General features: G+C 68.6%; 19 protein-coding genes. 13 read left to right on the top strand and 6 right to left on the bottom strand.

The window, feature by feature from the left end; genetic code table 11:
- The first annotated feature begins 166 nt into the window (after window positions 1-166).
- Window positions 167-5,074, top strand: coding sequence for a MobF family relaxase (mobF, locus tag NI1_RS39975; protein WP_067828588.1), 4,908 nt, complete (start codon window positions 167-169; stop codon window positions 5,072-5,074).
- Between the two features lie 255 nt (window positions 5,075-5,329).
- Here mobF and NI1_RS32205 read toward each other — a convergent pair whose 3' ends face one another.
- On the bottom strand, window positions 5,330-5,971 hold the full coding sequence (locus tag NI1_RS32205; RefSeq protein ID WP_169815662.1) for a TetR/AcrR family transcriptional regulator: 642 nt from the start codon (window positions 5,969-5,971) through the stop codon (window positions 5,330-5,332).
- Window positions 5,972-6,129: 158 nt separating this feature from the next.
- Between NI1_RS32205 and NI1_RS32200 the strand changes: the two genes are divergently transcribed.
- Window positions 6,130-7,341, top strand: coding sequence for a LuxR C-terminal-related transcriptional regulator (locus NI1_RS32200; protein WP_067828582.1), 1,212 nt, complete (start codon window positions 6,130-6,132; stop codon window positions 7,339-7,341).
- A 22-nt stretch (window positions 7,342-7,363) separates the two neighbouring features.
- Here the strand turns inward: NI1_RS32200 and NI1_RS32195 are convergent, their stop codons facing one another.
- Both NI1_RS32195 and NI1_RS32190 read right to left on the bottom strand, forming a co-directional pair.
- On the bottom strand, window positions 7,364-8,491 hold the full coding sequence (locus NI1_RS32195; RefSeq protein WP_067829221.1) for a CaiB/BaiF CoA transferase family protein: 1,128 nt from the start codon (window positions 8,489-8,491) through the stop codon (window positions 7,364-7,366).
- Between the two features lie 8 nt (window positions 8,492-8,499).
- Window positions 8,500-9,678 carry a thiolase family protein gene (locus tag NI1_RS32190; RefSeq protein ID WP_067828580.1) on the bottom strand — a complete coding sequence of 393 codons (1,179 nt, stop codon included), beginning with the start codon at window positions 9,676-9,678 and terminating at the stop codon, window positions 8,500-8,502.
- 159 nt (window positions 9,679-9,837) lie between these two features.
- On the opposite strand from NI1_RS32190, the gene NI1_RS32185 reads away from it, so the two are divergent.
- From NI1_RS32185 to NI1_RS32145, 9 genes are read left to right on the top strand one after another with little or no spacing between them, the layout of a single operon-like run.
- A complete protein-coding gene (locus NI1_RS32185) occupies window positions 9,838-10,635 on the top strand; it encodes an enoyl-CoA hydratase/isomerase family protein (protein ID WP_067829218.1) in 798 nt (265 codons plus the stop codon).
- Window positions 10,632-11,780, top strand: a complete 1,149-nt coding sequence (locus tag NI1_RS32180; RefSeq protein ID WP_067828577.1) for an acyl-CoA dehydrogenase family protein — start codon at window positions 10,632-10,634, stop codon at window positions 11,778-11,780. The genes NI1_RS32185 and NI1_RS32180 overlap by 4 nt, the downstream gene beginning before the upstream one ends.
- A gap of 8 nt (window positions 11,781-11,788) precedes the next feature.
- Window positions 11,789-12,595: an SDR family NAD(P)-dependent oxidoreductase gene (locus NI1_RS32175; RefSeq protein ID WP_067829215.1), complete on the top strand. Its 807-nt coding sequence runs from the start codon at window positions 11,789-11,791 to the stop codon at window positions 12,593-12,595.
- 3 nt (window positions 12,596-12,598) lie between these two features.
- The gene (locus NI1_RS32170) at window positions 12,599-14,251 is read left to right on the top strand and encodes an AMP-dependent synthetase/ligase (RefSeq protein ID WP_067828575.1); all 1,653 of its coding nucleotides are present in this window, start codon (window positions 12,599-12,601) and stop codon (window positions 14,249-14,251) included.
- Window positions 14,252-14,302: 51 nt separating this feature from the next.
- Window positions 14,303-15,520 (top strand): lipid-transfer protein, encoded by a 1,218-nt coding sequence (locus NI1_RS32165; protein ID WP_067828572.1) that lies wholly within the window; start codon window positions 14,303-14,305, stop codon window positions 15,518-15,520.
- Between the two features lie 52 nt (window positions 15,521-15,572).
- A complete protein-coding gene (locus NI1_RS32160; RefSeq protein ID WP_067829213.1) occupies window positions 15,573-16,436 on the top strand; it encodes a MaoC/PaaZ C-terminal domain-containing protein in 864 nt (287 codons plus the stop codon).
- Between the two features lie 47 nt (window positions 16,437-16,483).
- On the top strand, window positions 16,484-17,401 hold the full coding sequence (locus NI1_RS32155) for an SDR family oxidoreductase (RefSeq protein ID WP_067828569.1): 918 nt from the start codon (window positions 16,484-16,486) through the stop codon (window positions 17,399-17,401).
- Between the two features lie 49 nt (window positions 17,402-17,450).
- The gene (locus NI1_RS32150; RefSeq protein ID WP_067828567.1) at window positions 17,451-19,268 is read left to right on the top strand and encodes an acyl-CoA dehydrogenase; all 1,818 of its coding nucleotides are present in this window, start codon (window positions 17,451-17,453) and stop codon (window positions 19,266-19,268) included.
- 59 nt (window positions 19,269-19,327) lie between these two features.
- A complete protein-coding gene (locus tag NI1_RS32145; RefSeq protein WP_067828564.1) occupies window positions 19,328-20,899 on the top strand; it encodes an aldehyde dehydrogenase family protein in 1,572 nt (523 codons plus the stop codon).
- Between the two features lie 55 nt (window positions 20,900-20,954).
- Here NI1_RS32145 and NI1_RS32140 read toward each other — a convergent pair whose 3' ends face one another.
- From NI1_RS32140 to NI1_RS32130, 3 genes are read right to left on the bottom strand one after another with little or no spacing between them, the layout of a single operon-like run.
- Entirely contained in the window at window positions 20,955-22,172 is a 1,218-nt protein-coding gene (locus NI1_RS32140) for an acetyl-CoA C-acetyltransferase (RefSeq protein ID WP_067828561.1), read from the bottom strand.
- Window positions 22,173-22,204: 32 nt separating this feature from the next.
- A complete protein-coding gene (locus NI1_RS32135) occupies window positions 22,205-23,425 on the bottom strand; it encodes an NAD(P)/FAD-dependent oxidoreductase (protein WP_067828559.1) in 1,221 nt (406 codons plus the stop codon).
- Window positions 23,422-23,613, bottom strand: coding sequence for a ferredoxin (locus tag NI1_RS32130; protein WP_067828555.1), 192 nt, complete (start codon window positions 23,611-23,613; stop codon window positions 23,422-23,424). The genes NI1_RS32135 and NI1_RS32130 overlap by 4 nt, the downstream gene beginning before the upstream one ends.
- A 212-nt stretch (window positions 23,614-23,825) precedes the next feature.
- Between NI1_RS32130 and NI1_RS32125 the strand changes: the two genes are divergently transcribed.
- Together NI1_RS32125 and NI1_RS32120 are read left to right on the top strand one after the other, a co-directional pair.
- Window positions 23,826-24,497 (top strand): TetR/AcrR family transcriptional regulator, encoded by a 672-nt coding sequence (locus tag NI1_RS32125; protein WP_084524089.1) that lies wholly within the window; start codon window positions 23,826-23,828, stop codon window positions 24,495-24,497.
- A gap of 225 nt (window positions 24,498-24,722) precedes the next feature.
- The gene (locus NI1_RS32120) at window positions 24,723-25,703 is read left to right on the top strand and encodes an oxygenase MpaB family protein (protein WP_067828552.1); all 981 of its coding nucleotides are present in this window, start codon (window positions 24,723-24,725) and stop codon (window positions 25,701-25,703) included.
- The last annotated feature ends 55 nt before the right edge of the window (window positions 25,704-25,758 follow it).

Below are 25,758 nucleotides of genomic sequence, written 5' to 3'. Positions count from 1 at the left end.
GGTTTCCTTGCCTTTTCCTCCCTACCCCATTATCAGATCTCCCGTATTCCATTGTGTCCCTTCATGTCCCTATACATCCCTCCCCCACTGCACACCTCTTGCACTATCGTGAATTCCCGGGTCAAAGCTCTTTCGTAGCCGCATGTTTGCGCGCACACTTGATCTTGTGTTGACCATCAAGGCGCTACACGCCGGCGATGGCTTCGAGTACCTGCTCCGCTCGGTAGCCACCGCGGATCGTCAACGCGCGAAAGGGCAGGGACTCACCGATTACTACGCCGCGCACGGCACTCCGGCTGGCCAGTGGTTCGGCCGTGGCGCGGCGATCCTCGGAGTCTCCGGTGAGGTCACCGAAGCACAAATGCGCGCCCTCTACGGTGAGGGGATCCACCCGAATGCCGACCAGATCATCATCACCGCGATCGAAGAGGGCAAGACCATCGAGCAGGCACTGGCCGAGGCTCGGCTGGGCAGCGGACATCATGCGATCGGTACCGAGAACTCCCCAATCGCGCAGATTTATCACGCCGACAAGGTCGCTTTCCTGACCGCGAACAAACGGCCGCCGGATCGGGAAGAGTGGGTGGGACTGCGGATCGGAGCCGCTCGCAAACACTTGCTCACCGAACTCGGGCGCGCCCCGACACCGGAGGAAATCAACGCCGCTTTGGCCAATGAGAAGCGCGCCAACCGCGCGCCGGTGGTGGGGTTCGACATGGTCGCGACCGGCACGAAATCCGAAGCGATCCAATGGGCTTTGCTCGATGACGCGGGCCGCCAACAGCATTGGGAATGCCATCTGCGCGCCCTCTACGCCACCCTCGAGACGGTGCAGGAGCGCTACGCGCTGGCCCGGCGCGGCGCGGGCGGCAAGCGGGTCATCGACGCCGAAGGGCTGACCTTCGCGATCTACCACCACTGGGATTCGCGGGCGGGAGATCCCAACCCGCACAGCCATGTCGTCGTCTCCTCGCGGGTGCTCGGCGCCGACGGCAAGTGGTGCGCGCTGGATGCTCGTGCCCTGTATCAGGCGACGGTGTCGCTGTCGTGTGAGTACAACGCGCGCCGGATCGGTGAGCTGAAACGCACCATGGGCTACCGGTTCGAGCCGCGGTATCGCAACGGCTTGCACAAGGCTCCGGTGCTGGAAATCGCCGATATGCCCGAGGAACTGATCACCTTCTTCTCCCGCCGCCCGACCATCCTGGCCGAGGCCGAAAAGCTCATCGCCGATTACCGCGCCACCCACGGGCACAACCCGCCCAAGAATATGCAGATCAAGCTGATCCAGGCCGCCACCTTGGCCACCCGAGAGGGCAAACCGGTCCCCAGAGCCCTGGAAGAAATGCTCACCGACTGGGCGTGCCAGACCGAGGAATTCCTGCACGACGGACGCCGAGCCCGCGATGTCGCCCAGGAGATCCGCTACCTGTCCCAGCACCCCGAAGCCCCGCGCCGCTATGACGCGCACCGGGTCGCGGTGGCCGCCGGAGTCGCCTTGGGCGGCAGCGCGGCCGTCCTCGATGCCACGCCTGCACAGGTCCATGACGCGATCGGCACCGTCCTGCAGCGCACGATTCTCCCGTCCGGGACGAGCCGCGAGGAGGTGGTGAACGAGGTTGCGGCGCTGCTGGATTCCCGCCAGGACGAGCACCTGCTCGATCACGTCGACCGGGCCATCGCGCTGGTCGGGCGCAACGTGTGGGATCCGCTCCGGGTGGCCGCCGACGTGCTGGAAACTGTGTCGCAGCGGCGGGCGACCTGGACCGAAACCCACATCCGCGCCGCCGCCGAAGACCGCGTCGTGGAATGCGATTTCGACAGCACCGACGCCCACCGGGCCGCCCTGGAAGCCACCGTCGCCGAGGTACGCGATCGGCTCTCGATCGCACTGTCCATCGATCCGGATCCGGTCCCACCGCAGTTGGCGCGCCGCACCGGCGAACACGTCTTCAGCACCTGTGCGGCAACGACATTCCGCTACAGCAGCGAATCGGTCCTGGCCCGCGAAACCGCGCTCTTGGAGGCCGCGCTCACCCCGACCACCGAGTTCCTGACCGTGGCCGCGGTCAATGCCGCGATCGCCCAGATCACGCGCGGGGTGCGGGATTTGAATGCCGGGCAGCGCGCGATCGTGAAGCATCTGTGCACCTCGGGCGCGAAGCTCGCGGTCGCGATCGGGCCCGCCGGCACCGGCAAAACCACCGCCATGAAAGCCGTCGCCGCCGCGTGGACCGCCGACGGCCGGGAGGTGATGGCACTGGCACCGCAGAAGTCCGCCGCGCGAATTCTGGGCGAAGAACTCGGCTGCCCGGCCCGCACCATCGATTCGGTGCTGGCCACCGCGCGCCGAGGCCGCGACCCCGGGATCCGGCGCGGGGCGATGCTGCTCGTGGACGAAGCCGGGATGGCTTCCACCTACAATCTCGCCGCCCTGCAGACCCTCGCCGACCGGTACGGGGCTGTCGTGCGGTGGATCGGTGACCCGGCTCAGCTTTCGGCGATCGAGTCCGGTGGCGCCCTGCGATTGATCGCCCACGACACCGGCGCACCGCAACTCACCGACGTGGTGCGCTTCGCCGATCCGCACGAGGCCACTGCGTCCTTGCACGTGCGCGACGGGGACACCGAGAAGGCGTGGCAGTACTACAAGAATGCGGGGCGCGTGGTGTCGGGGATGGCCGACGAGTTGCGCGAGCAGATCCTCACCGGCTATCTCGCCGACCTCGACGCCGGAGCCACGTCACTGATGATGGCCGCCACGCTCGACGATGTGCACCTGCTCAACGGGGCAGCCCAAGCCGCCCTGGCCGCGCGCGGTCGCGTCGCTACCAGCGGGCCCGGTGCGGTCCTGGCCGACGCCCACACCGCCTACCTCGGGGACCTGATCGTCACCCGCCGCAACACCCCGAAGCTGCGCATCACCGGCGGCTACCGGGCCGGGGATCCGGTGGACAACGGCGAACAATGGCGCGTCCACAAAGTCCATGCCGACGGGTCGCTGACCGTGGCCGGCCTGACCCATCACGGGCACGTCCGGCTCTCCCCGCGCTATGTGCGCGAGTACACCGAACTCGGCTACGCCTCCACCGTGCACCGCGCCCAAGGCATGACCGTGGACCGCGCACACCTGCTCATGGGGGCCGCCCTGGGCCGCGCCCTGGCGTATGTCGGGCTCACGCGCGGGTCGGCGTGGAACGGCATCTACCTCGCGACCGACTCCGTTCCGGACGTGGATCTGCATCACCCGCCCGGCACCGAACTCACCGACCACGAGGTGTGGCGGCGCGAGCTCGCGCGCGAGGACGACAACATCACCGCCACCGAAGTCCTGCGCCGCGAGACCGACGCCGCCAGCGACCCGGCGCGGGTTCGCGAGGTCTACGACCACACCCGCCAGGTCCTGGTCCGCGCCCGCCTGGAGGCGATCCTCGACCGCGCCCTGCCGCCGGCACTGGCCGCCCAGGTGCGAACCTCCCAGCATTTCGAGGTCCTGCTCGACACCCTCGATCGCGGGGAGCAACACGGCGCGGACGCGGTCACCATGGTCGGGTTGATCGCGACCGATCGATGGCGGGCTACAGCCGAAACCCTGTCCGACATCGATGATCCGGCCGCGGTCCTGCGCGCCCGCGCGGACCGTCATATCGCTCGCGAACTGCACTATCCCGCCCGCAAAGGTGAGGGCCGGTTCCTGACGTTGCGCGACTTGGACCCGGTCGACTTGCCCGCGGTTCCGGCCCGCCATCCCGGGGTGGACGCCGAGCTGGCCGACTACGCCGCCGAACTCCGCACCCGCCTGACCGGCCGCGGCGAAGTCGAGGAACTGGCCGCCAACCCCGACCGGGTCGCCGCGATCGGCGAGCTCGCCGACGCGCTCGCGGTCGAAGGCCCAGACCGCGATCTGGACGCGCGCATCGCCCGGTTGCGCCGCGACTACGACCACCGGGTCAAGGTGCTGGGCCGCGACTGGGCGCGGCACCTGCTGCGCGAGATGCTGCCAGCCGAGCTGCACCGCCATGCCGAGGACGGCCGCGACTACCTACACCTGCTCGACACGATCGCCCACACCGAATCCGCTGGCCTCGACGCCCGCGCACTCGTCACCGAAATCGCCCGCGCGAGCGAACCCCGCATCACCCGCGCCCGCGACGTGGCCACCGTGCTCGCCGCCCGCGCCACCGCCGCGATCGACCAGCACCGCCTCGACACCGGCGACCCGGTCACCGCCAGCAATCCCGCCCCGTTGCCGCCCGAGCATCCCGGCGTCGACCGGGCGGTGGCCGATCACGCCGCGGACCTGGCCCACCGAATCGGTGCACTCGAGGACCTGCGGTTGCTGCAACAAATGCAGGCCGACCCGTTGCGCATGCTCGGCACGAGGGCACTCAACGCACGCATCCGGAGCCTGCGCCGCGAGCTCACCGTGCCCGACCCACTCGTGCTCGCAGCCCCTACCGACGCCACCCGGGAAGCGCTTCTCATCGCCGATCACACCGCCCTGCGCGCGCAGACCGCCGCGATCCGTCGCGCCGAAACCGCGCTGGCCGACGCGAGAACCGCCGGCCAGCAGTTCGCCGATGCCCGCCGAACGGTCACGGCGGCCCAGGCGGCATTCGACTCCACACCCGGCTATCGGCGCGCGGCCCGCCGAGCCGCATCCACCGCCCTCGCCCACGCACAGGCGCGGCATGACGAGCTCGCGGTAGAGGCCCGCAATGCCCGCGAACGTGCCGACATCGCAGTGGCGGCCGCCGAATCCGCAAAGGCTCCCCGTGCGCAGTGGCAATACCTGCTGGCTCGCGACAGCGAGCCGGTACATGCCCGTGAACTCGCCGCCGCCCATGCCGAGGACGCACGTGTTCAACAAGCTCGCGAACGGCGTGCGGGTGCTGGCGAACGACTGGATCGGGCGGTCGCCGAACGCGCCCGCCGCAAGAATCTGGCCCCCGCCCACGCGCAGGCCGAACAGCGTCTGCGAACCGCGAATACGGCAGCCACAACGGCCTCCGATCCTGTCCCGATCCTTGCGCCGGCACCGGGGACCGCACAGGAATACGGCGTGGAACTCTAGGCCGCACGTTCAAACTGCGGTCTCAAAGGTCCACTACGACGTTCGCTCGCCGGGTTACGCCCTGTTAACCAAGGCGATGAGTTAAGGCCGCGCCCAACAGAATTGCGGCAGCAGGTGCGCTTCACGGTTGCCGAAGCCGTGAACGGGCGCGGGGAGACGACCGAGGCGGCCCAGAACTCAGCGCGGAGATAGCGCAATGTCCCGTACTGTCTGCACATGAAAATCCCGGGGCCGAAGCTGATTCGAGCCTAGGGACTAGTCGGTGCGGTCCGGGGTGAGGGCGCGGACCATGGGGAGGATTTGGGTGCGGACGGTTTCGCGGATGTGGTCGTCAGTGTCGAAATCCATGCTGTCGCTTTCGCGATTGAGCATGAAGGAGATGCAGAGGCGGGCGATGATCTCCGCTGCGGCGCGCTGCCGGCGGTGGGAGGCTGCGTCGGCGGAGGCGGCGGGTATCTGCTGAGCGAGGACCGAGGTGAGGATTTCCAGGATGGCGCTGCCGCGAACCGTGCAGGCGACGGCGAAGTCCTCGGGCTCAGATTCGAGCAGACGGGTCAGGAGTGGGTGTTCGGCGGTGTAGCGGGCGCCGGTGACGAAGCCTTCCACCAGGCGGTCATCGCCGCGCAGTCGTTCGATGACCTCGTTGATCCGGGCGGCTCCGCGCAGCACTTCGCGCGTCAGGACGGCTCGGACCAGGCCGTTGCGGTCGGTGAAGTGACGGTAGATGGTGACGCGATTGACGCCGCTCTTGCGGGCGATGTCCTCCACGGTCGTCTTGCGAATGCCGTAGTGGGTGAAGAGATCCAGGGCGGCGTCGAGGACACGTTCGCCGACGTCCGCGGTCACCGCGGAACCTTGCGGGCCGGTCTTACCGCGGGCTCGGCTGCCTACTGTCATGGGCTCATCGTAGGCATCCCGGCCTGCGTTCCCCAGACCTTGTGCAACAGAATACAGATTTTGTAGTCTGTTGCTCAGACTCCTCGGTTGGGTCGGCGCGGGTACTCGGACGTGGTTCCCGGCTCCCTCCGGGTCCGGCATCCAGCGAGGGAACGCAGATGACAGTTCCGAGATCGGCCACCATCGATTCGGCGCGGCGCGAAGGAATCCCGATCGCGGGGTATCCGGAACCGGATCTGCTCACCGATCCCCGGAAACGAGCGCGGGCGCTGCTGCGCCGGGCGACCGGGTTCGCACAGCACGACACCGACACGCATCCCCGTCCGGAAGCACTGGCCGAACTGATCGACGACGCCCTCACCGGGCTGCGGGGGCGTCTCGGCAGCGCCTCCACCCATGACGCGGCGGAATTCGCCGCTCTCGCAGTAGATCTCGCGCGCGTCCGGATCGAACTAGGCGAGCAGGACCGGGTTCGTCGTTCCCATGCGGTGCTGGATGTGCAGCGTGCACTCGCACGCCTGCGAGGCATCGGCTCGACCGCCAAAATGCTCGAACAAGCACCCCGGGCGCTCTGCGAATTCTGCGGGTTCACTGCCGCGATCCTGTTCCGGGTCCAGGACGGGGTGGTGCAACCGGCCGCCGCGCATTCGACGACTGATGCGGGGATGGCGGCCAAGGTGCGCCGGCATTTCGCCGAGATCGGGCCGGTGGAATTGGACGGGCTGACGCTGGAGATCGATATGCTGCGCCGCCGGACGCCGGTGATGGTGCACGACGCCATGAACGATCCGCGCACCCGCCACGATCTCACCCGCGTATCGAGCGTCGATTCCTATGTGGCCGCGCCGATCGTGCCGGAGGGCCGGGTCATCGGATTCCTGCACGCCATGACGGCGCGCGAAGTGGACGTCGTCGATCGAGATGTGCTGTGGGCGTTCGCCGAAGGGTACGGCTATGCGCTGGAGCGCACCATCCTGCTGGAGCGCCTGCACGAGCAGGGTGAGCGGGTGCGGGGGCTGGTGCACGCCACCGAGGTCGCGCTCACCGATATCCGGGAGGCCGGGTTGCAGATCTCGACCGGCGACCCGGAGGCGGGGACGCCTGGCGCGCAACCTGTTCGCGCCGCGGCCTTCTCCGCCCCGGACTCGCGGATCCACGAGCTGCTGACCCCGCGCGAGCTGGAGATCATGGAGTTCATGGCGCACGGCGAGACCAATCGCCGCATCGCCGAGCACATGGTGGTGTCGGAGGCGACGGTCAAGACCCATGTCAGCCGGATCCTCAAGAAGCTGCGGGCCGCCAACCGGGCCGAGGCTGTGTCGCGCTTCATGCGAATGACCGCACGACCGGAATCGCACGCCGCCGGGTGACTGCGATTCCGGTCGCGAGCCCTCAGTACACCGCCCCCGTCGCGCGCATCGCGGAGATCTCCGCACGGTCGAATCCCCATGCGGCCAAGGCGGTGTCGGTGTCCGCGCCGGGTTCCGCGGGCGGACGGCCGATGCGGGGTGGGGTGCGGCTGAATCGCGGTGCGGGCGCGGGTTGCACCACACCGTCGACCTCGACGAATATTTCGCGAGACTTGTTGTGCGGGTGCGTGATCGCCTCGGTCATGGTGTAGACGGGGGTGGCGCAGGCGTCCAGATGCTCCAGCAGCGTGCTCCATTCGACTCGGGTGCGGGTCCGGAACAGTTGCGCGAAGCGCTCTTTCAGCTCCGGCCAGCGGGCGCGGTCGTACTGCGGATACTCGGCGGGATCGAGCTCGAGGGCCCGCAGCAGCTCGGCGTAGAACTGCGGCTCCAGGGCGCCCACCGCGATATGCCCGCCGTCGGCGGTCTCGTACACGTTGTAGAAGTGCGAGCCGGTGTCGAGATCGTTGGTGCCGGGGCGTTCCTGCCACAGCCCGGCTTGGCGCATGCCGTGGAACAGCGTGGACAGCAAGGCCGATCCGTCGACCATGGCGGCGTCGACCACCTGGCCCCGGCCGGAGGTGCGGGCCTCGAGCAATCCGCACACCATGCCGAAGGCCAGCATCATGGCACCGCCGCCGTAGTCGCCGACGAGATTGAGCGGATACTGCGGTCGCTCCCCTTCCCTGGCGAAGGCGCTCAGCACACCGGAGACCGAGATGTAGTTGACGTCGTGACCGGCCACCTCGGCCAGCGGGCCCTGCTGGCCGTAGCCGGTCATCCGGCCGTACACCAGTTTCGGGTTGCACGCGAGGACCTCGTCGGGTCCCAGCCCGAGCCGTTCCATCACGCCGGGACGGTACCCCTCGATCAAACCGTCCGCGCCGGCGCACAAACGCAGCGCCAGGTCCCGGCCGCCCGGATGCTTGAGATCCACACCGACGGAAGGGCGTCCGCGATTGGTGAGATTCCACGTACCGACGCCGACGCCCGCCCCGGCCCGGTCCAGCCGGATCAGGTCGGCCCCCATATCGGCGAGCATCATCGCGGCGAAGGGGCCGGGCCCGATGCCGCCGATCTCCACTATCCGGATGCCGGACAGCGGACCCATCGGCTCGCTCACCGCGCCAGGATCGTCACGGTGGCCGCCGCGACATCGTTGTCCAGCGCGCCGCCGCCGTTCTCCGCCACCGCGATTCGCGCGCCGTCGACCTGCCGCTCGCCGCAGCGGCCCCGCAGCTGATCGGTGAGTTCGACCAGCTGTGCGCAACCGGTCGCACCGATCGGATGCCCCTTCGACAACAGCCCGCCGCTGGGGTTGATCGGCACCCGACCGCCCAATGCCGTTGCACCCGAACGCAGCAGCGCCGGGCCCTGACCCGGTTCGCACAGACCGAGTTCCTCGGAGACGATCAGCTCGGCCGGGGCGGCGGCGTCGTGCAACTCGACCACGTCGATCTGATCGGGCGTGATTCCCGCCTGCTTGTAGGCGATGCGGGCGGCACGCTCCGGAGCCGACGGCTCACCGGGCGCGCGGTCGCGGCCGGAGACCAAGGTGGCGGAGAGAATCCGCACCGGGTCCGCGTCGAGCCGCTCCAGCCCGCGCTCGGTGGCCAGCACCAGCGCCGCCGCACCGTCACCGATCGGCGAGCACATCATCAGCCGCAGCGGCGGGGCGATCTCGCGGCTGGCGAGCACCTCCTCCACGGTGAGCGGATCACCGTACTGCGCTTTGGGATTGAGCGCCCCGTGCCGGTGCGCCTTCACCGAGATCTCCGCGAAGTCGCGTTCGGTGGCTCCGCTGCGCGCCATGTAATCGCGGGCGATGCCGGCGTAGATGTCCATGAACACCGTGCCCTTGCCCGCGCCCTGCAAGGCCGCGGTGGGCGGCTCCTCCAGGTCGTAGCCGCTGGAGAACGCGGAGAAGGTGACGGCCCGGTCCGGGTGTGAGAGCTTCTCCGCACCGACCACTATGACGACATCCGCGGCGCCGGAGGCCAGGGTCATGCGGGCCAGCCCGAACGCGGTCGAGCCGGAGGCGCAGGCGTTCTCGACATTGACGATGGGTGCGCCGAGCAGGCCGGTGTGCCGCAGCGCGGCCTGACCGGGAACCGACGCCTGCCCGGTGATCTTGGATGCCACGGCGGTGGAGAAGTAGGCGTAATCGATCGCGTCGGGCTGTGCGCCGGCATCGGCGAGCGCGGCGGCGACCGCTTCCTCGGTCATGTTCCGCACGGTGCGATCGGCTTGCTTTCCGAAGGCCGTCATGCCGACGCCGGCCACATAGATGTCGTTCATAGAGACAGTCTCGAGGCGCGCCACACCCCCGCCAATCGGTCATTGGGTGGCACCCTGTCCCCCATTCGGTCATCCGGATAGCCATTCGTAGGGCCAAATACGCCATTCGCCTGATTGTTGGCCCGCCACCACGATGCGACGGTCGATGGCATGGATCACATGACCGCATCGCCGCGGCCGACCGCCTACGAGCTGCGGGGCGCCACCGCCTGGATCACGCTGTCGCGGCCGGCGAAGTTGAATGCCGTCACCGATGCGATGCTCGCCGCGATCGACGAGGATCTCACCCGCGCCGAAGCGGACGGCGCGCGCGTCGTGGTCCTCACCGGGGCGGGCAAAGCCTTCTGCGCCGGCGCCGACCTGAGCGACGCGCTGCGCGAATCCACCGCCGATCTGCACGCCATCGCCGAAACACTGCGTAAGGCAGGGGAACTGACGCTGCGTATGGAGCGCCTGCGCATGCCCGTGATCGCCGCCGTCAACGGTCCCGCCGTCGCAGGTGGCCTGGAACTGGTGCTGGCCTGCGATCTGGTGGTGGCCGCCGAGAGCGCGACCTTCTCCGACGGGCACGCCAACTTCGGCCTGTTCCCGGGCGCGGGCGCGTCGATCCGCCTGCCCCGCTTGATCGGTGCGAACCGCGCCCGCGAACTCATGTACACCGCACGCACGCTCAGCGCGGCCGAGATGCGCGAGCTCGGCGTGGTCAACCGGGTCGTACCGGGGGACGAATTGGCTTCTGCCACGACCACTCTCGCCGACCGCATCGGCCGCGCCGGGGCCGACGGCATCGCCGCCATGAAGCGGGTCATCGGCGCGGGTCTGACGCTCCCCATCGAGCAGGGCATCGCGCTGGAGCTGGAAACCGCTGTGGCACACCTGAAATCGGCCGATGTGGCCGAGGGACTGACCGCCTTCGCCGAGGGCCGGCGACCGAACTTCAACCGGGAGACTCGATGACCAGCGCGACAAAGCCGTTGACCTGCATCCTCGACGAAGACTACGAGCTGTTCCGCGACAGCATCCGGGCCTTCGGCAAGACCATCGCCGACGGGTACCACCGGCGGGCACTCAGCGACGAATTCCCGCACGACATCTACGCCCGGCTCGCCGCCCAAGGGCTGATCGGGCTGGGCGTCAGCGAGGCGCACGGCGGCCAGGGAGCCGACCACCTGGCCCAGGGTCTCGCGGTGGAAGAACTTGCCCGGCACGACTTCTCGGCGGCATACCTGGTCTTCGCGGGCACCTCCGGCGGCGCCTTCCTGGAGCGGTTCAGCCGCGAAGCCGACGAGCTGGTGCCGCGCTTCCTGCGCGGCGAACTCAAGACCTGCCTCGGCCTGACCGAGCCGGGCAGCGGCTCGGACGCGAGCGCCATGCGCACCTTCGCCGAGGAGGTCGACGGCGGCTGGCGGCTGCGCGGCGAAAAGACCTCGGTGACCTGCGTCGCCGAGGCCGATATGGCGGTGGTGTTCGCCAAGACCACCAAGGGCCCGACCGCGTTCCTGGTGGAGCTCGATGACCCGACCGTCTCACGGCAGCGCTTCCAGGACCCGGGCGTGCGCCCGCTGGGCCGCGGCTCCATCAGCCTGGACAACACCTTCGTGCCCGAACGGCGGCTGCTCGGCGAGAACGGCCGCGGTTTCCACATGGTGATGAACGAATTCGACTTCACCCGTGCGCTTCTGGGCCTGATGTGCATCGGCGTGGCCGAACGCGCGATCGAGATGACCGTCGGCTACACCAAGGAGCGCCACACCTTCGGCAAGCCGCTCTCGGCCAACCAGGGCGTGACCTTCCCCATCGCCGAACACCTCACCCAGCTCGAGGCGGCCCGCTGGCTCTGCTACCGCTCGCTGAGCCTGCGCATGGCCGACCGGCCGCACACCAAAGAGGCCGCGATGATCAAGTGGTGGGTGCCGCAGCTGGCGGTGCGCGCCATCCAGGACTGCATCGTCCTGCACGGTCACGTCGGCTTCTCCGACGAAATGCCCCTGCAAGCCATGCTGCGTGACGCCTCCGCGGTGCTCATCGGCGACGGCACGGCCCAAATCCAGAAGTTGATCGTCGCCCGTGAGGTCTTCGGGCGCGAAGCGATCGGAAGGTGATCGACTCCATGACCGAGAATCCGACATACCCCGAAATGCTCGACCTCACCGGCAAAGTCGCGCTCGTGACCGGCGCGGGCCAGGGCATCGGCGCGGCCACCGCACGTATGCTCGCCGGCCAGGGCGCGGCCGTCGCCGTCAACGACTACTTCGCCGACCGCGCCAAGGAGAGCGCCGCGGCCATCGACCGGATGGGTGGGCGCGCCTACGGCGTGCAGGCCGATGTCACCGACCCCGCCTCGGTATCGGCCATGGTCGCCGAGGTCGAGCGAGAGCTCGGGCCGATCGATATCCTGGTCAACAATGCCGGGAACGCCGGAGCCACAGTAGATGGCATGGCCCCGCAGCCGAAGTTCTGGGAGCAGGACCCCGCGCAGTGGGGGCCGTGGATCGCGGTCAACTATCTCGGCGTCATGCACACCACCCATGCGGTGCTCGGCGGCATGGTCGAGCGCGGGCGCGGGCGGGTGATCACCGTCATCTCCGATGCCGCGCGCATCGGCGAGCCCGAGCTCATCGTCTACTCCGGAGCCAAGGCGGGAGCGGCCGGATTCATGCGAGCCGTCGCCAAAGCGGTTGGCCCACACGGCATTACCGCGAACTGCGTCGCGTTGGGCGCGACACGCACCCCGGCCATCGAACCCGCGCTGGCCAACGAGAAGCTGCGCCGCAAAGTGATCGCGCCCTACCCGATGGGCAGGCTCGGCGAAACCGCCGACGCGGCCGCACTGATCACCTTCCTGGCCTCGGACGCGGCCTCCTGGATCACCGCGCAGACCTACCCGGTCAACGGCGGATACTCGGTGAGCGTGTAGACGATGAGCGACCCCCGCACTTTCCCCGAAGCGTTCCAGCGGACCGTCGCGGCGTACCCGGGCAAGCTCGCCCTGCGCACCCCCGGTGACGAAATCACCTACACCTGGCGCGAATACGGCGACGCGGTACACCGCATCGCCGGCGGATTCGCCGCCCTCGGCGTCGGGCACGGCGACACCGTCGCGGCCATGCTGACCAACCGGCCCGAGTTCCACCTCACCGAGACCGCGGCCTCGCATCTGGGCGCGACCACCTTCTCCATCTACAACACCAACCCGGCGGAGCAGATCCGCTATCTGCTCGACCATTCCGGCGCGAAACTGGTCGTCACCGAACGACAGTTCCTCGACGCGATCAAGTCGTCCGGCACCGTGGTGGAGCACATCGTCGTGGTGGACGACGGAGATCTGGACCGGCTGCCGCAGCCCGACCCCGCTTTCGACTTCGAGGCCGCCTGGCGCGCCGTCGAACCGGCGGACGTGCTGTGCATGATCTACACCTCCGGCACCACCGGAAAACCCAAGGGCGTCGAGCACACCCACGAGGGGATGTTCACGCTGGGCACACGCATCGCGAGCGTGCTGCCCATGCGTGAGGACGACACCACGATCTCCTATCTGCCGGCGGCGCATGCGGCCGATCGCGGGTGGAGCCACTATTTCGCGATGTGGTTCGGGTACCAGGTGACCGATGTGGCCGACCCCGCCCAGCTGCCCGCGGCCATCCTCGAACTGCACCCGACCACCCTGGGCGCGGTGCCGCGCACCTGGGAGAAGTTCAAGATGGCCGTGGACGCGCAACTGGGGGCCGATCCGCAACTCGCGGCCGCGCTCGCCGCGGGCGTACCGGAGGTGGCGGCCGCGGTACGCGCCCGGCTGGGCCTGGACCGGCTGCGCTGGAGCCTCACCGGGGCGGCCCCGATCGCGACGGAGGTCTTCGACTTCCTGCGACGGCTCGACATTCCGATCAGCGAAGTCTGGGGCATGTCGGAATGTGGTCTGGGAACGGCGGTTTCGCCCGCGCAATCACGCCTGGGCACCGTCGGCAAGGCGCTTCCGGGCGTCGAGCTGCGGACCGGCGCGGACGGCGAACTGCTGATGCGCGCGAAGAATCTGATGCGCGGCTACCGCAATGATCCGGCGAAGACCGCCGAGGCCATCGACGCCGAAGGCTGGTTGCACACCGGCGATCTCGCGCACATCGACGACGACGGCTACGTCCGCATCATCGGCCGCAAGAAGGAACTGATCATCAACGCCGCGGGCAAGAACATGTCCCCGGGCAATATCGAGAACGCCATCGTGGTCGGGTCACCGCTGATCGGCTCCGTCATCGCGATCGGCGACCGGCGGCCATACAACGTCGCGCTCATCACCCTCGACCCCGAGATCGCGCCGCGGTTCGCGGCGGACCTGGGCCTGGCGGCCGATCCGGCCGTGCTCGCCGCCGACGAACGGGTCCATCACGCCATCGCCGCCGCGGTCGAGGCCGGTAACGCCAAACTCGCGCGCGTCGAGCAGGTGCGGAAATTCACTGTGCTGCCGGTGTTCTGGCTGCCTGGCGGCGATGAACTGACCCCCACGCTCAAGCTCAAACGCGAACCGATCGCCGCCAAGTACGCCGCCGAGATCGACGCGCTCTACCAGGGCTGGTAGCGAACTCGCGCGCATTCGGCTCGCAACCTCTGATCGAAGGAGATCAATCACATGGCGAACAAGGTTTTCGTCATCGGCGTCGGTATGACGAAGTTCGAGAAGCCGGGCCGCCGCAAGGTCACCACACCCGATGGTGCCGAACGCGATTGGGACTACACCGATATGGCCCGCGAGTCCGGGACCAAGGCGCTGGCCGACGCCGGCATCGGCTACGACCGGATCGAGGAGGTGTACGCCGGGTACGTCTACGGCGACTCCTGCAGCGGTCAGGCCGCCGCCTACGAGCTCGGCCTCACCGGCATCCCGGTCGTCAATGTCAACAACAACTGTTCGACGGGATCGACAGCGCTCTATCTGGGGGCCAACGCGATTCGTGCCGGTCAGGCCGAGTGTGTGCTGGCTCTGGGGTTCGAGAAGATGCAGCCCGGCTCGCTCGCCTCGAGCTTCACCGACCGCACCCAGCCGGTCATGCGCTACATGCAGGCCATGTCGAAGCTGTACCCGCCCGCCATGCCGCCCGCACCGTATGTGTTCGGCGCGGCCGGGCGCGAGCACATGGAACGCTTCGGCACCACGGCCGAACACTTCGCCAAGATCGGCGAGAAGAACCACCGGCATTCGGCGAACAATCCCTACGCCCAATTCCAGCAGGTCTACACACTCGACGAGATCCTCACCGCACCAAGCGTTTACGACCCACTGACCAAATTGCAGTGCTCCCCCACCTCCGACGGCTCGGCCGCGGTGGTGCTGGCCGGAGAGGACTTCGTCGACCGGCACGGGCTCGCCGGCCAGGCCGTGGAGATCGTCGGCCAGGCGCTGCTCACCGACAGCGCGGCATCGTTCGACGGCTCGGCGCGCAACATCATCGGCCATGCGATGAACGCTGCCGCCGCGCGCAAGGTCTACGACCAATCCGGCTTGGGTGCAGACGATTTCCAGGTGATCGAATTGCACGACTGCTTCTCCGCCAACGAACTGCTGGTGTACGAGGCCCTGGGACTGTGTGCCGAGGGCGATGCGGCCAAGCTCATCGACGCCGGAGACAACACCTACGGCGGCCGGTGGGTGGTCAACCCGTCCGGCGGGCTCATCTCCAAGGGGCACCCGCTGGGCGCGACCGGTCTGGCGCAGTGCACCGAGCTGACCTGGCAGCTGCGCGGGCAGGCCGACGCCCGCCAGGTCGACGGCGTCACCGCCGCCCTGCAGCACAATATCGGCCTCGGCGGCGCGGTGGTGGTCACCGCCTATCAGCGAGCCGACCGGTGAACACCGGTTCGGTTGTCCCGCAACGACTCACACCAGAATGGAGCTACCGCCGATGAGCGACGAGCAACTGCGTTTCGATTCCACCGGGGTCGGTGAGTGGACCACCCCCGGCACCTACAGCGCGACCGGCGACCGCATCGCGGCCTATGCCGAAGCGACCAACGATCCCATCGACGCGCACCGCGTGGGCTACACCGCCTCACCGGTGTTCGCCGTGGTCCCGGTGTTCCAGAACCTGCTGGAACCCGTGGTGCGCGTGGTCCCCGCGTCGCTGCTGGGCCGGATCGTGCACGGCAGCCACGATTTCCGCTTCCATCGGCCGATCCGGCGCGACGAGACGCTCACCGTGCGGAGCCGGGTGAGCGGCTATCGCGGCACCCCCAAGGGGACCCCGTGCACCGTGGTGCTCGAAACCCGGGATGCCACCGGCGCACTGGTCAACGAGCAGATCGGGACGCTGTTCGTGCGCGGCGCGGACGCCGAGGAGACGGTCGGCGAGGTCGCCTCCGGTCACTCCTTCGATCCCGCCCTGCGCGAGCAGGCGCCGGTCGCCAAGGTCGTGCAGCACATCGACGACGACCAGACCGTGCGATACGCCGAGGCCTCGGGCGATCGCAATCCGATCCACCTCGATGCCGAGTTCGCGCGCAAGACCGGGCTACCGGGCGTGATCACCCACGGTATGTGCACCATGGCGATCGTCTCCTCGGCGGTGTTGCGCGAGGTCGCCGGCGGCGACGCCGCACGCCTGCACCGGTTCGCGGTGCGGTTCGCCGGACCCGCGCTGCCCGGCAAGGACATCGAGACCACCATCTGGCGGCTGAGCACCACCGACGGCGTCACCGCCTACGCCTTCGAGACCACTCAGGACGGCGTCGCGGTCCTGTCCCACGGATTGGCCACGGTCAGCGACTGACCGCCGATCCGACCCGAAACCTCTTCGACGACAAGGAGTCACACAACATGGGCATGCTCGATGGACGGATCGCCGTCATCACCGGAGCCGGACGCGGCATCGGCCGCGCGCACGCACTGCGCTTCGCCGCCGAGGGCGCGAGTGTCGTGGTCAACGACCTCGGCGGCGCGCCCGACGGCAGCGGCAACGACACCGGCCCCGCCCAGGAGGTGGTGAACGAGATCCTCGCCGCGGGCGGCAAGGCCGTGGCCAACACCTCGAACATCGCCGACTGGGCGGGCGCGAAAGAGCTGGTGGACCAGGCCGTCTCGGAGTTCGGCGGGCTCGACGTGGTCGTCAACAACGCGGGCATCCTGCGCGACGGGTTCATCGTCGGCCTCGAGGAACAGCAGTGGGACGACGTGATCGACGTCCACCTCAAAGGCCACTTCTCGGTGCTGCGGCACGCGGGCGCGTACTGGAAGAACGAGGCCAAGGCCGGTCGGCAGCCCAATGCCTCGGTGATCAATACCGCTTCGGTGTCGGGCACTCTCGCACCCAACCCGGGCCAGGCCAACTACGGTGCCGCCAAGGCCGCCATCGCGGGCCTGACCCTGGTCGCCGCCGACGAGCTCGGCCGCTACGGGGTGCGCGTCAACGCCATCGCCCCCGCCGCCCGCACCCGCATGACGCTGGCCACCCCCGGCGTCGGCGCGCTGCTGGCCGCCAAAGCCGAGGAAGCCGCCGCCAAGGGCGAATTCGACACCTACTCGCCGGACAATATCGCCCCCTTGGTGGCGTATCTGGCGGCGGACAAAACCGAGGTGACCGGGCGGGTGTTCCTGGTGCAGGGCGGGACCATCAGCGAGCTGATCAACTGGCACCTCGGCGCGACCATCACCACCGACGGGCCGTGGGCGATCGACGACCTCGCCGCGCGCGTCCCCGGCATCCTCGCCGAGAAGATTCCCGTCAACCTGCTCTGAACGCCTTCGATACCAGCTAAAGCCTTTCAGCAGCAAGGAGATTCACCCGATGGGGCACTACCTCGCCAATGTCCGCGATCTCGAGTTCAACCTGTTCGAGGTGCTCGGCGTGGACACGATCCTCGACTCCGGCGTCTACGGTGACCTCGACGCCGCCACCGCCCGGGAGATCCTCGGCGAGGTAGCCAAGCTCGCCGAGGGGCCGGTGGCCGATTCCTTCACCGACTCCGACCGGAACCCGCCGCGCTTCGATGCCGGATCCCACTCCGTCGAGGTGCCCGAGCCGATGCGGGCCACGGTGCGGGCGGTACGGGACGCGCAATGGTGGCGGCTGGGACTCACACCGGAACTGGGCGGCCAGCCCGCCCCCGCCCCGCTGCTCTGGGCGCTGCGCGAAATGCTCGTCACCGCCAATCCGTCGGCGAGCTTCTTCACCCACGGGCCGATCCTGGCCGGCATCGTGCACCGGCTCGGCACCGATGAGCAGAAACGCTGGGCCGCAGCGGGTCTGGAGCGCGGCTGGGGCACCACCATGGTGCTGACCGAGCCCGACGTGGGTTCGGACGTGGGCGCCGGGCGCACCCGCGCACTGCCCCAACCCGACGGCACCTGGCACCTCGAGGGCGTCAAGCGCTTCATCTCCGTGGGAGACGTGGGCGACCTGACCGAGAACATCTTCCACCTGGTGCTGGCCCGGCCCGCCGGCGCCGGACCGGGCACCAAGGGACTGAGCCTGTTCTATGTGCCGAAGTTCCTCTTCGATCCCGAAACCTTCGAACCCCGTTCCCGCAACGGCGTTTTCGTCACCGGGATGGAACACAAGATGGGCCTGCGCGGGTCCCCCACCTGTGAGCTGACCTTCGGCGGCACCGACGTGCCCGCCGTCGGCTACCTCGTGGGCGGGGTGCACGACGGCATCGCCCAGATGTTCCAGGTCATCGAATACGCCCGCATGTCGGTCGGGGTGAAGGCCACGGGCACGCTGTCGACGGCCTACCTGCACGCCCTCGCCTACGCCAAAACCCGTGAGCAGGGCCCGGATCTGACCCGCGCGGCCGACAACACCGCGCCGCGGGTGCCGATCATCCGGCACCCGGATGTGCGCCGCGGGCTGCTGTCGCAGAAGGCGTACGCGGAGGGGTTGCGCGCCTTGTACTTCTACGCCGCCGTCCACAAATACGACGACGTCGCCGAGCTCGTCCCCGGGGTGGACGCGGAGCTGGCCGGTCGCGTCAACGATCTGCTGCTGCCCGTGGTGAAGGCGGTGACGGCCGAACGAACCTACGAGATGCTGACCGAATCCCTGCAGACCTTCGGCGGTTCGGGCTACCTGCAGGACTATCCGATCGAGCAGTACATCCGCGATTCCAAAGGCGACTCGGTCTACGAGGGCACCAGCGCCATCCAGGCGTTGGACTTCTTCTTCCGGAAAATACTGCGCGACAAGGGCATCGCCTTCAACCACCTGATCGCTCGCATCGACGAATTCGCCACCGGCCACGACCCGGACCGAATCCGGTTGCGCGAAGCGCTCGCCGATGTCCGGGCCATGGCGACCGCCATGACCGGCTACGCACTGGCCGCACAACAGGATCCGGCGCAGATCTACAAGGTCGGCTTGGTCTCGGTGCGCTTCCTGTACGCGTTCGGTGACCTGCTCATCGCCTGGCGGCTGCTGGTGCAGGCCGAGCGCGCACGCCAGGTCTTGGAAGCCGCCGCCGACGCCCGCGACATCCCGTTCTACCAGGGCAAAATCGCCGCGGCCGGGTTCTTCGCGGCCACGGTGCTGCCGCGACTCGCCGCCGACCGCAGGATCGTCGAGACCGTCGACGGCGCGGTCATGGAGCTCGCCGACGAAGCGCTGTGAGCCGCGCGGCCCTGGACTTGTGCGTATCCAACTGGACAACAAGGTGATTCGAGGTTTCCATGTCCGATTCCATTATCGAGGTGCGTAATCCCGCCACCGGCGAGATCGCCGGCACGGTGCCGGCACTCACCTCGAACGAGGTGGCCGAACTGGCGGATCGCGCCCGCCGGGCGCAACCGGCTTGGGAGGCACTGGGATTCGCCGGGCGCGCCGCGGTGCTGGAGCGCTTCCGGCAGTGGATGATGGCCCATCGCGAAGAGGTCGTCGCGACGCTCGTCGCCGAATCCGGGAAAACACCCGACGATGCGCTCTTCACCGACGTGCAGCTCATCAGCGAGCTGATCAAGTATTGGGGGCAGGCCGCCGAAGCCCTGCTGCGTGACGAACCCGCGCACATCACCTCGGCGCTGGCCTTCGGGCGTCGATTGGTGACCCGGTACGCCCCGCGCGGTGTCATCGGTGTGATCGGGCCGTGGAACTTCCCGCTCGGCACCTGTCTGGGCGACGGTATCCCGGCGCTGATGGCCGGCAACGCCGTCATCCTTAAACCGGCCACCCTCACCCCGCTGTCGAGTGTGCTGCTGGCGCAGGCGTTCCTGGAGGTCGGCGGACCGGACGGCATCCTCACCGTGGCCACCGGACCCGGCACCGGACCGGCACTCGTCGACGCCGCCGACATGATCATGTTCACCGGGTCCACCGAAACCGGGCGGGTGATCGCCGAGCAGGCGGCGCGGCAGCTCACGCCGGTCTCGCTCGAACTGGGCGGCAACGACCCGATGATCGTGCTCGCCGACGCGGATCTGGAGCGCGCGGCCAATGTGGCGACCACCTACGGCATGATCAACAGCGGTCAGGTGTGCCAAGGCATCGAACGTGTTTATGTCGAGCAGGGCGTGTACGAGGATTTCGTGCAGCGGCTCACGGTCAAGGTGAGCGCCCTGCACCACGGCTTGCCCGGGCCGGCCGGCACTGTCGACGTCGCCGGGCTCACCGACCCGGAGCAGATGAAGATCCTGCAGCGACATGTAGACGACGCGGTCGCCAAGGGTGCGCGGGTCACCGTCGGCGGCGCGGCGCAGGGACCGGTGTTCCCGCCGACCGTGCTCGCCGACTGCGACCACACCATGGATGTCATGCGCGAGGAGTCCTTCGGCCCGCTCGTCGCCGTCGCCGCCGCCGAGAACGCCGAGGTCGCCATCGCCCTGGCCAACGATTCGGAGCTGGGGCTGAGCGCCTGCGTATTCACCCGCGACGGCCGTCGCGGCCTGGAGATCGCGCGGCGGATTCAAGCGGGCGGTGTCTTCGTCAACGACCATCTGCTCAACGCCTTCGCTCTCGGCGCGCCCTTCGGTGGCTGGAAGGAGTCGGGCATGGGGTATCGCGGTGGGGCCGAAGGCATTCGGAAGTACTGCAAGGCGCAGCTGATCGGCATCGCCGATATCGCCGCGAGCCGGGATCCGCACCATTTCCCGCATACGCCGGAGCAGGCGCAGCTGATCGATCGGGTGCTCGAGGCACTCGAGTCCAAGCCGGGCCGGGCGCTCGCAACGGTCCTCACGCTGACCAGCCGTACCTGGGCGCCGCGTGCGATCGGGGCGGTGCTGGGCCGCGGCGGTAACCGGCGCTGAACGAAGCGCGGCCTCCGGATGCGATGAATCCGGAGGCCGCACAACAGTTTCGGTGCTATACCCGTTCGATTATGGTGGCGATGCCCATGCCCCCGGCGACGCAGAGGGTGATCAGGCCGCGGCGCAGGTCCCGGCGCTCCAGCTCGTCGATCATGGTGCCGACCAGCATGGCTCCGGTCGCACCCAGCGGATGACCCATCGCGATCGCGCCGCCGTTGACATTGACCCGGTCGGGGTCGAGACCGAATTCCTCGATGTAGGTGAGTACTACCGCCGCGAATGCCTCGTTCACCTCGAACAGGTCGATATCGCCGAGTTCGAGTCCGGCGGTACGCAGCACCTTGCGGGTGGCGGGCATCGGCCCGGTCAGCATGATCGTCGGGTCGGCTCCGGTGACCGCGCCGGCGACAATGCGTGCGCGCGGCGTCAGGCCCAATTCCGCACCGGCACTGGCAGATCCGATCAAAGTGAGGGCGGCCCCGTCGACGATGCCGGAGGAGTTGGCGGCGGTGTGCACATGCTCGATGCGCTCCACCCAGTGATATTTCTGGAGCGCCACCGCATCGAACCCGGCCACCTCGCCGATACTCGCGAACGCGGACGGCAGCGCCGCGAGCGTATCGGCGGTGGCGTCCGGGCGCATGTGCTCGTCGTGGTCGAGGATCATCAGCCCGTTCATATCGCGGACCGGCACAACGGATTTCGCGAAGTAGCCGCCGCTCCACGCCGCCGCCGCGCGCTCCTGGGAGCGGGCCGCGTACTCGTCGACATCCCGCCGCCCGAACCCGTTGAGCGTGGCCATCAGGTCCGCGCCGATACCTTGCGGCACGAAATAGTGGTCATAGTTGGTTACCGGGTCCAGCACGTGCGGCCCACCGTCGGAGCTCATCGGCACCCGCGACATCGACTCCACCCCACCGGCCAGCACCAGCGAATCCCAGCCGGTGGCGACCTTCTGGGCGGCGGTGTTGACCGCCTCCAGACCGGAACCGCAGAAGCGGTTGAGCTGAAGGCCGGCCACCGTATCGGGCAGGCCCGCGGACATGGCCACGGCCTTGGCCAGATCCATGCCCTGATCGCCGACCGGGGTGACGATGCCGAGCACGATATCGTCGATCCGGTCGGCATCCAGTCCCGGATGACGTTGGCGCAGTTCATGAATCAGGCCGGTGACCAGGTCCAGGGGTTTGACGCTGTGCAGTGCGCCGGTCTTGCGGCCCTTGCCGCGCGGGGTGCGCAGCGCATCGTAGAGATAGGCGGGTCCGGGGTTCATCAACGAGTCCTTTTCGGCCTTGACGGCAGCGGTCAGGAGGCGGCAGCGGTTGCGCGCCTGCGAATTTCGGCGAAGTCGAGGGCATCCGGCCAGGACGCGTGGCGGGTGATCAGGGCGCGATACTTCATGATGTCGCCGGGCCGGTTCAGCGTGAGCACACCGGTCAGCTCGTCGCCGGACCTGTACAGCGCCGTCAGCCGGTCGCCGTCGTCATCGACGATCAGCACCTCGTCACAGTCGGGGTGGCCGACGAACTGGATGCGGGTGCCGTACCAGTCCGACCAGAAGTACGGGACCGTCGAATACGGTTGCGCGGCAGCCGGATCGAGTGCGTTGCGGACGGCACGGGCCGCCTGTTCGGTGGCCGAGGTCCAGTGCTCGAGGCGCATGCGCCGATCGAAGCGCGGGTTGTGCCAGTTCACCACGTCGCCGGCCGCGTACACGCCGTCGACTCCGGTCCACAAGGTGGCATCGCAGACGATCCCGTCGTCGAGGGTGAGCCCCGAACCGGCCAGCCAGTCGACGGCGGGATCCGCGCCGATGCCGACCACGACCAGATCGGCGGGCAGGATGCTGCCGTCCTCCAGATGCACCTCATCCACCGAGTTGTAGCCGATGATCGAGCGCACCCCGGTACCGCAGCGCAGGTCGGTGCCATTGGCGCGATGCAGCTCGGCCAAGCGTTGCCCGAGCTCATGCCCGATCGCACGCACCAAAGGAGTGGGCTGTGCCTCCACCACCGTCACGGTCAGGCCGCGCGCCCGCGCGCCGGACGCCACTTCGGAGCCGATGAATCCCGCCCCGATGACGACGGTGCGAGCACCGCGATCCAGTGCGGCCCGCACCGCGCGAGCATCATCGAGGGTACGCAGCACGTGCGCACCGTCGAGCCCGCCGACGCCGGGCAGGGCGCGCGGACGGGCACCGGTTGCGATGATCAGTGTGTCATAGCGAACCTCCTCCTCGCCCAGCCTGATTCGCTTGTCCCAGGTGTCGAGTCCGGTGGCCGCGCGGCCGAGCCGTAGATCGACGCCGAGGTCGTCGCGCAGGGTCGCCTCGGACCGCAGCGCGGGTGGCGCGGACGCGGTCGGGGATTCGAGAAAAGCTTTCGACAGCGGCGGGCGATCATAGGGTGCAGCGGATTCCGCGCCGATGAGCGTGATGGCTCCGGTGAACCCCTCGGCGCGAGCGGCTTCGGCCGCGCGCACCCCGGCCAGCGAGGCGCCGACGATGACCAGGCGGTGGCCGGTCACCGGGTCGACCGCAATGCCTGGGTCGGGCAGGCGGCGATCGCGTCCTGCACCGTGTGTTCATCGGCCTCGGGCACGTCGGGCCGTAGCGCGACGGCCGAGCCCTGCGGCCCGACTTCGAAATAGTCGGGCGCGAGGGATTCACAAACGCCGAGCCCGGCGCATTTGGCAGTGTCCACGGCGATCTTCATCGATCTGCGCTCCAGCCTGACAGGCGGGTCGCAACGCGTTCTCGCATCGCCGGGTGCGATCACGAACCACGTCGGGTGCCCCGCGAACAACAGAGTTACATAGTGACTAACTTGTATCATCGCCTCTGTGATGAGGCAAGCACCCGATCGGTGCGGACGAGACGCAGGCCGGGCGTCATGAGGGGCGCGAACCGACCCGCCGACGTACCCACATGGACCGAAACACCCGAGACGACAAGGGGTTCGGCGTGGCGAGCATGAGCAATCCAGGCCACTGGCCGCCGGCAACCGGCTCCAACGGTGCCGACGATCCGGTGCGGACCGTGATCCTGGATGCGGCACGCGCCGAATTCGAGCTGGTCGGCATTCGCCGCGCGAATATCGGCGAGATCGCGCGGCGCGCGAAGGTCTCCCGTCAGACCCTCTACCGGCGATTCCAGGACAAGGAAGACCTGGTCGCGGCGGTGGGCATGGCGGAGTTCCGGGTCGCGGCGCAGATCGCGGACGCCGCGGCCGAGGGCGCCGAGCACCGCGGCGAAGCGCCGATCGAGGCCTTCGTCGCGATCACGCGCGCGATTCACGAACACAAGCTGCTCAACCGATTACGCGAGACCGAGCCCGAGGAGCTGTTCCGGTTCGCCGCCACCCATGGCGCATTGGCACTGGCGCTGACTCGGGGCATCATCGCCGATCACCTCATCGACGGCAGCGCAGCGCCGCGAGTCGCGGCCATCGACGCGGAACTGCTGGCCCGGCTGCTGTTGTCGTTGGTACTCATCCCGGACGGCGCGATCCCGGTGCACGACGACGCGGCGATGCGTGAGTTCACGCGAATACACCTGACCCCCAGGCGGCTTCGCGGGACGCTCCCCGAATCGGGCTGAGGCCTCACCGCTACCGGATACCGGTCCGCGCCGACACACTCGGGCGCGGCGAGGGCTGGCCCCCTGGACCGGCCGATGCTATCGTCGAGTTACAAATAAACAGATTTGACACTTTGCCTCTCAGCGGTGTCCCGTCTGGAGGCGGTGGAATCGATCTCGGCGACGCATGCGCCGGGACGATGTCACCGACCTCGCCTTGTCACAGCGATACGAAGGGGTGTCGATATGACATCGACCAAGAGCTCGGCCGGCCAGGAACGGCGGGCCTGGCCGGTATGGGAGCCGACCGGACCGGCCGCCCCGGAGCTGGCCGCCGGCATTGCGGCCGCGGTCGCGGGCCGAACGGCCCGGCTCCTGGCCGGTTCCGTCATGCAGCGCGGATTGGCCACCTTCGAGCCGCCGCTCACCGCCGCGGACGCGGGCATTCCCGGAGATCCCGGGTGGTTCGGCCCCGACAGCGTGATCTGGCGGGTGTTCGCCGACCGCTCGGTCCTGATCGGCGGCTCCGCGGCCGTCACCATGCAGGGACTGCATCCGCGCGCCTTCCACGGTTTCGCCGAACACACCGATTTCACCTCCGATCCCAACGGCCGCCTGATGCGCACGCTGAATACGTTGCAGCGCATCGTCTACGGGGATTCCGAGCAGGCGCGCGACGGCATCCGGCACACCAACCACGCCCACAAGCCGGTGCAGGGGAGCACGCCCGACGGCGGAACCTACGACGCCCGCGAACCCGAGCTGGCGCTGTGGGTACATATGACGACGTTCGGGGCGGTCGCCGCGGCCTACCAGCGTTTCGGACCCCAGCCGCTCAGCGCCGCCGATCTCGATCGCTTCATCGGGGATACGGCTGTCATCGGCCGCAAGTTCGGCTTGAAGAATGCCCCGGCCACCTGGAACGAGCTACGCGAAGCCATGGATTCCTACCGCCCGCTGCTCTCGCTCGACGAGCGCGCGGCACGTGGCATCAGCTATTTCCGTGAACCCTTCGGCTTGCCCGCACCTGCCCGGCGGCTGCTGATTGCCATATGGCCCGGCACTGTCGTCTGCATGCCGCCGATCTGCCAGAACATGCTCATGCAGCCGCGGCCGACCACCACACAGCTGGCCTCCTGCCGCGCGATCGTGCGCGCCCTCGACGCGGCGGCCGGACCGCCGGAGTTCTACACCGTGGCCAAGGCCCGCACCGCGCGAACTCACTGACACACCAGGCAATTCGAACCCATCACGAGCCGGTTCCCGGGTCCGGCATCTCTGC

It is taken from the genome of Nocardia inohanensis NBRC 100128 (assembly GCF_001612945.1).
GTDB classification, from domain to species: Bacteria; Actinomycetota; Actinomycetes; order Mycobacteriales; family Mycobacteriaceae; genus Nocardia; species Nocardia inohanensis.
The sequence above is the reverse complement of the archived record's forward strand: the minus strand, read 5'-3'. Positions and strand labels throughout refer to the sequence as shown.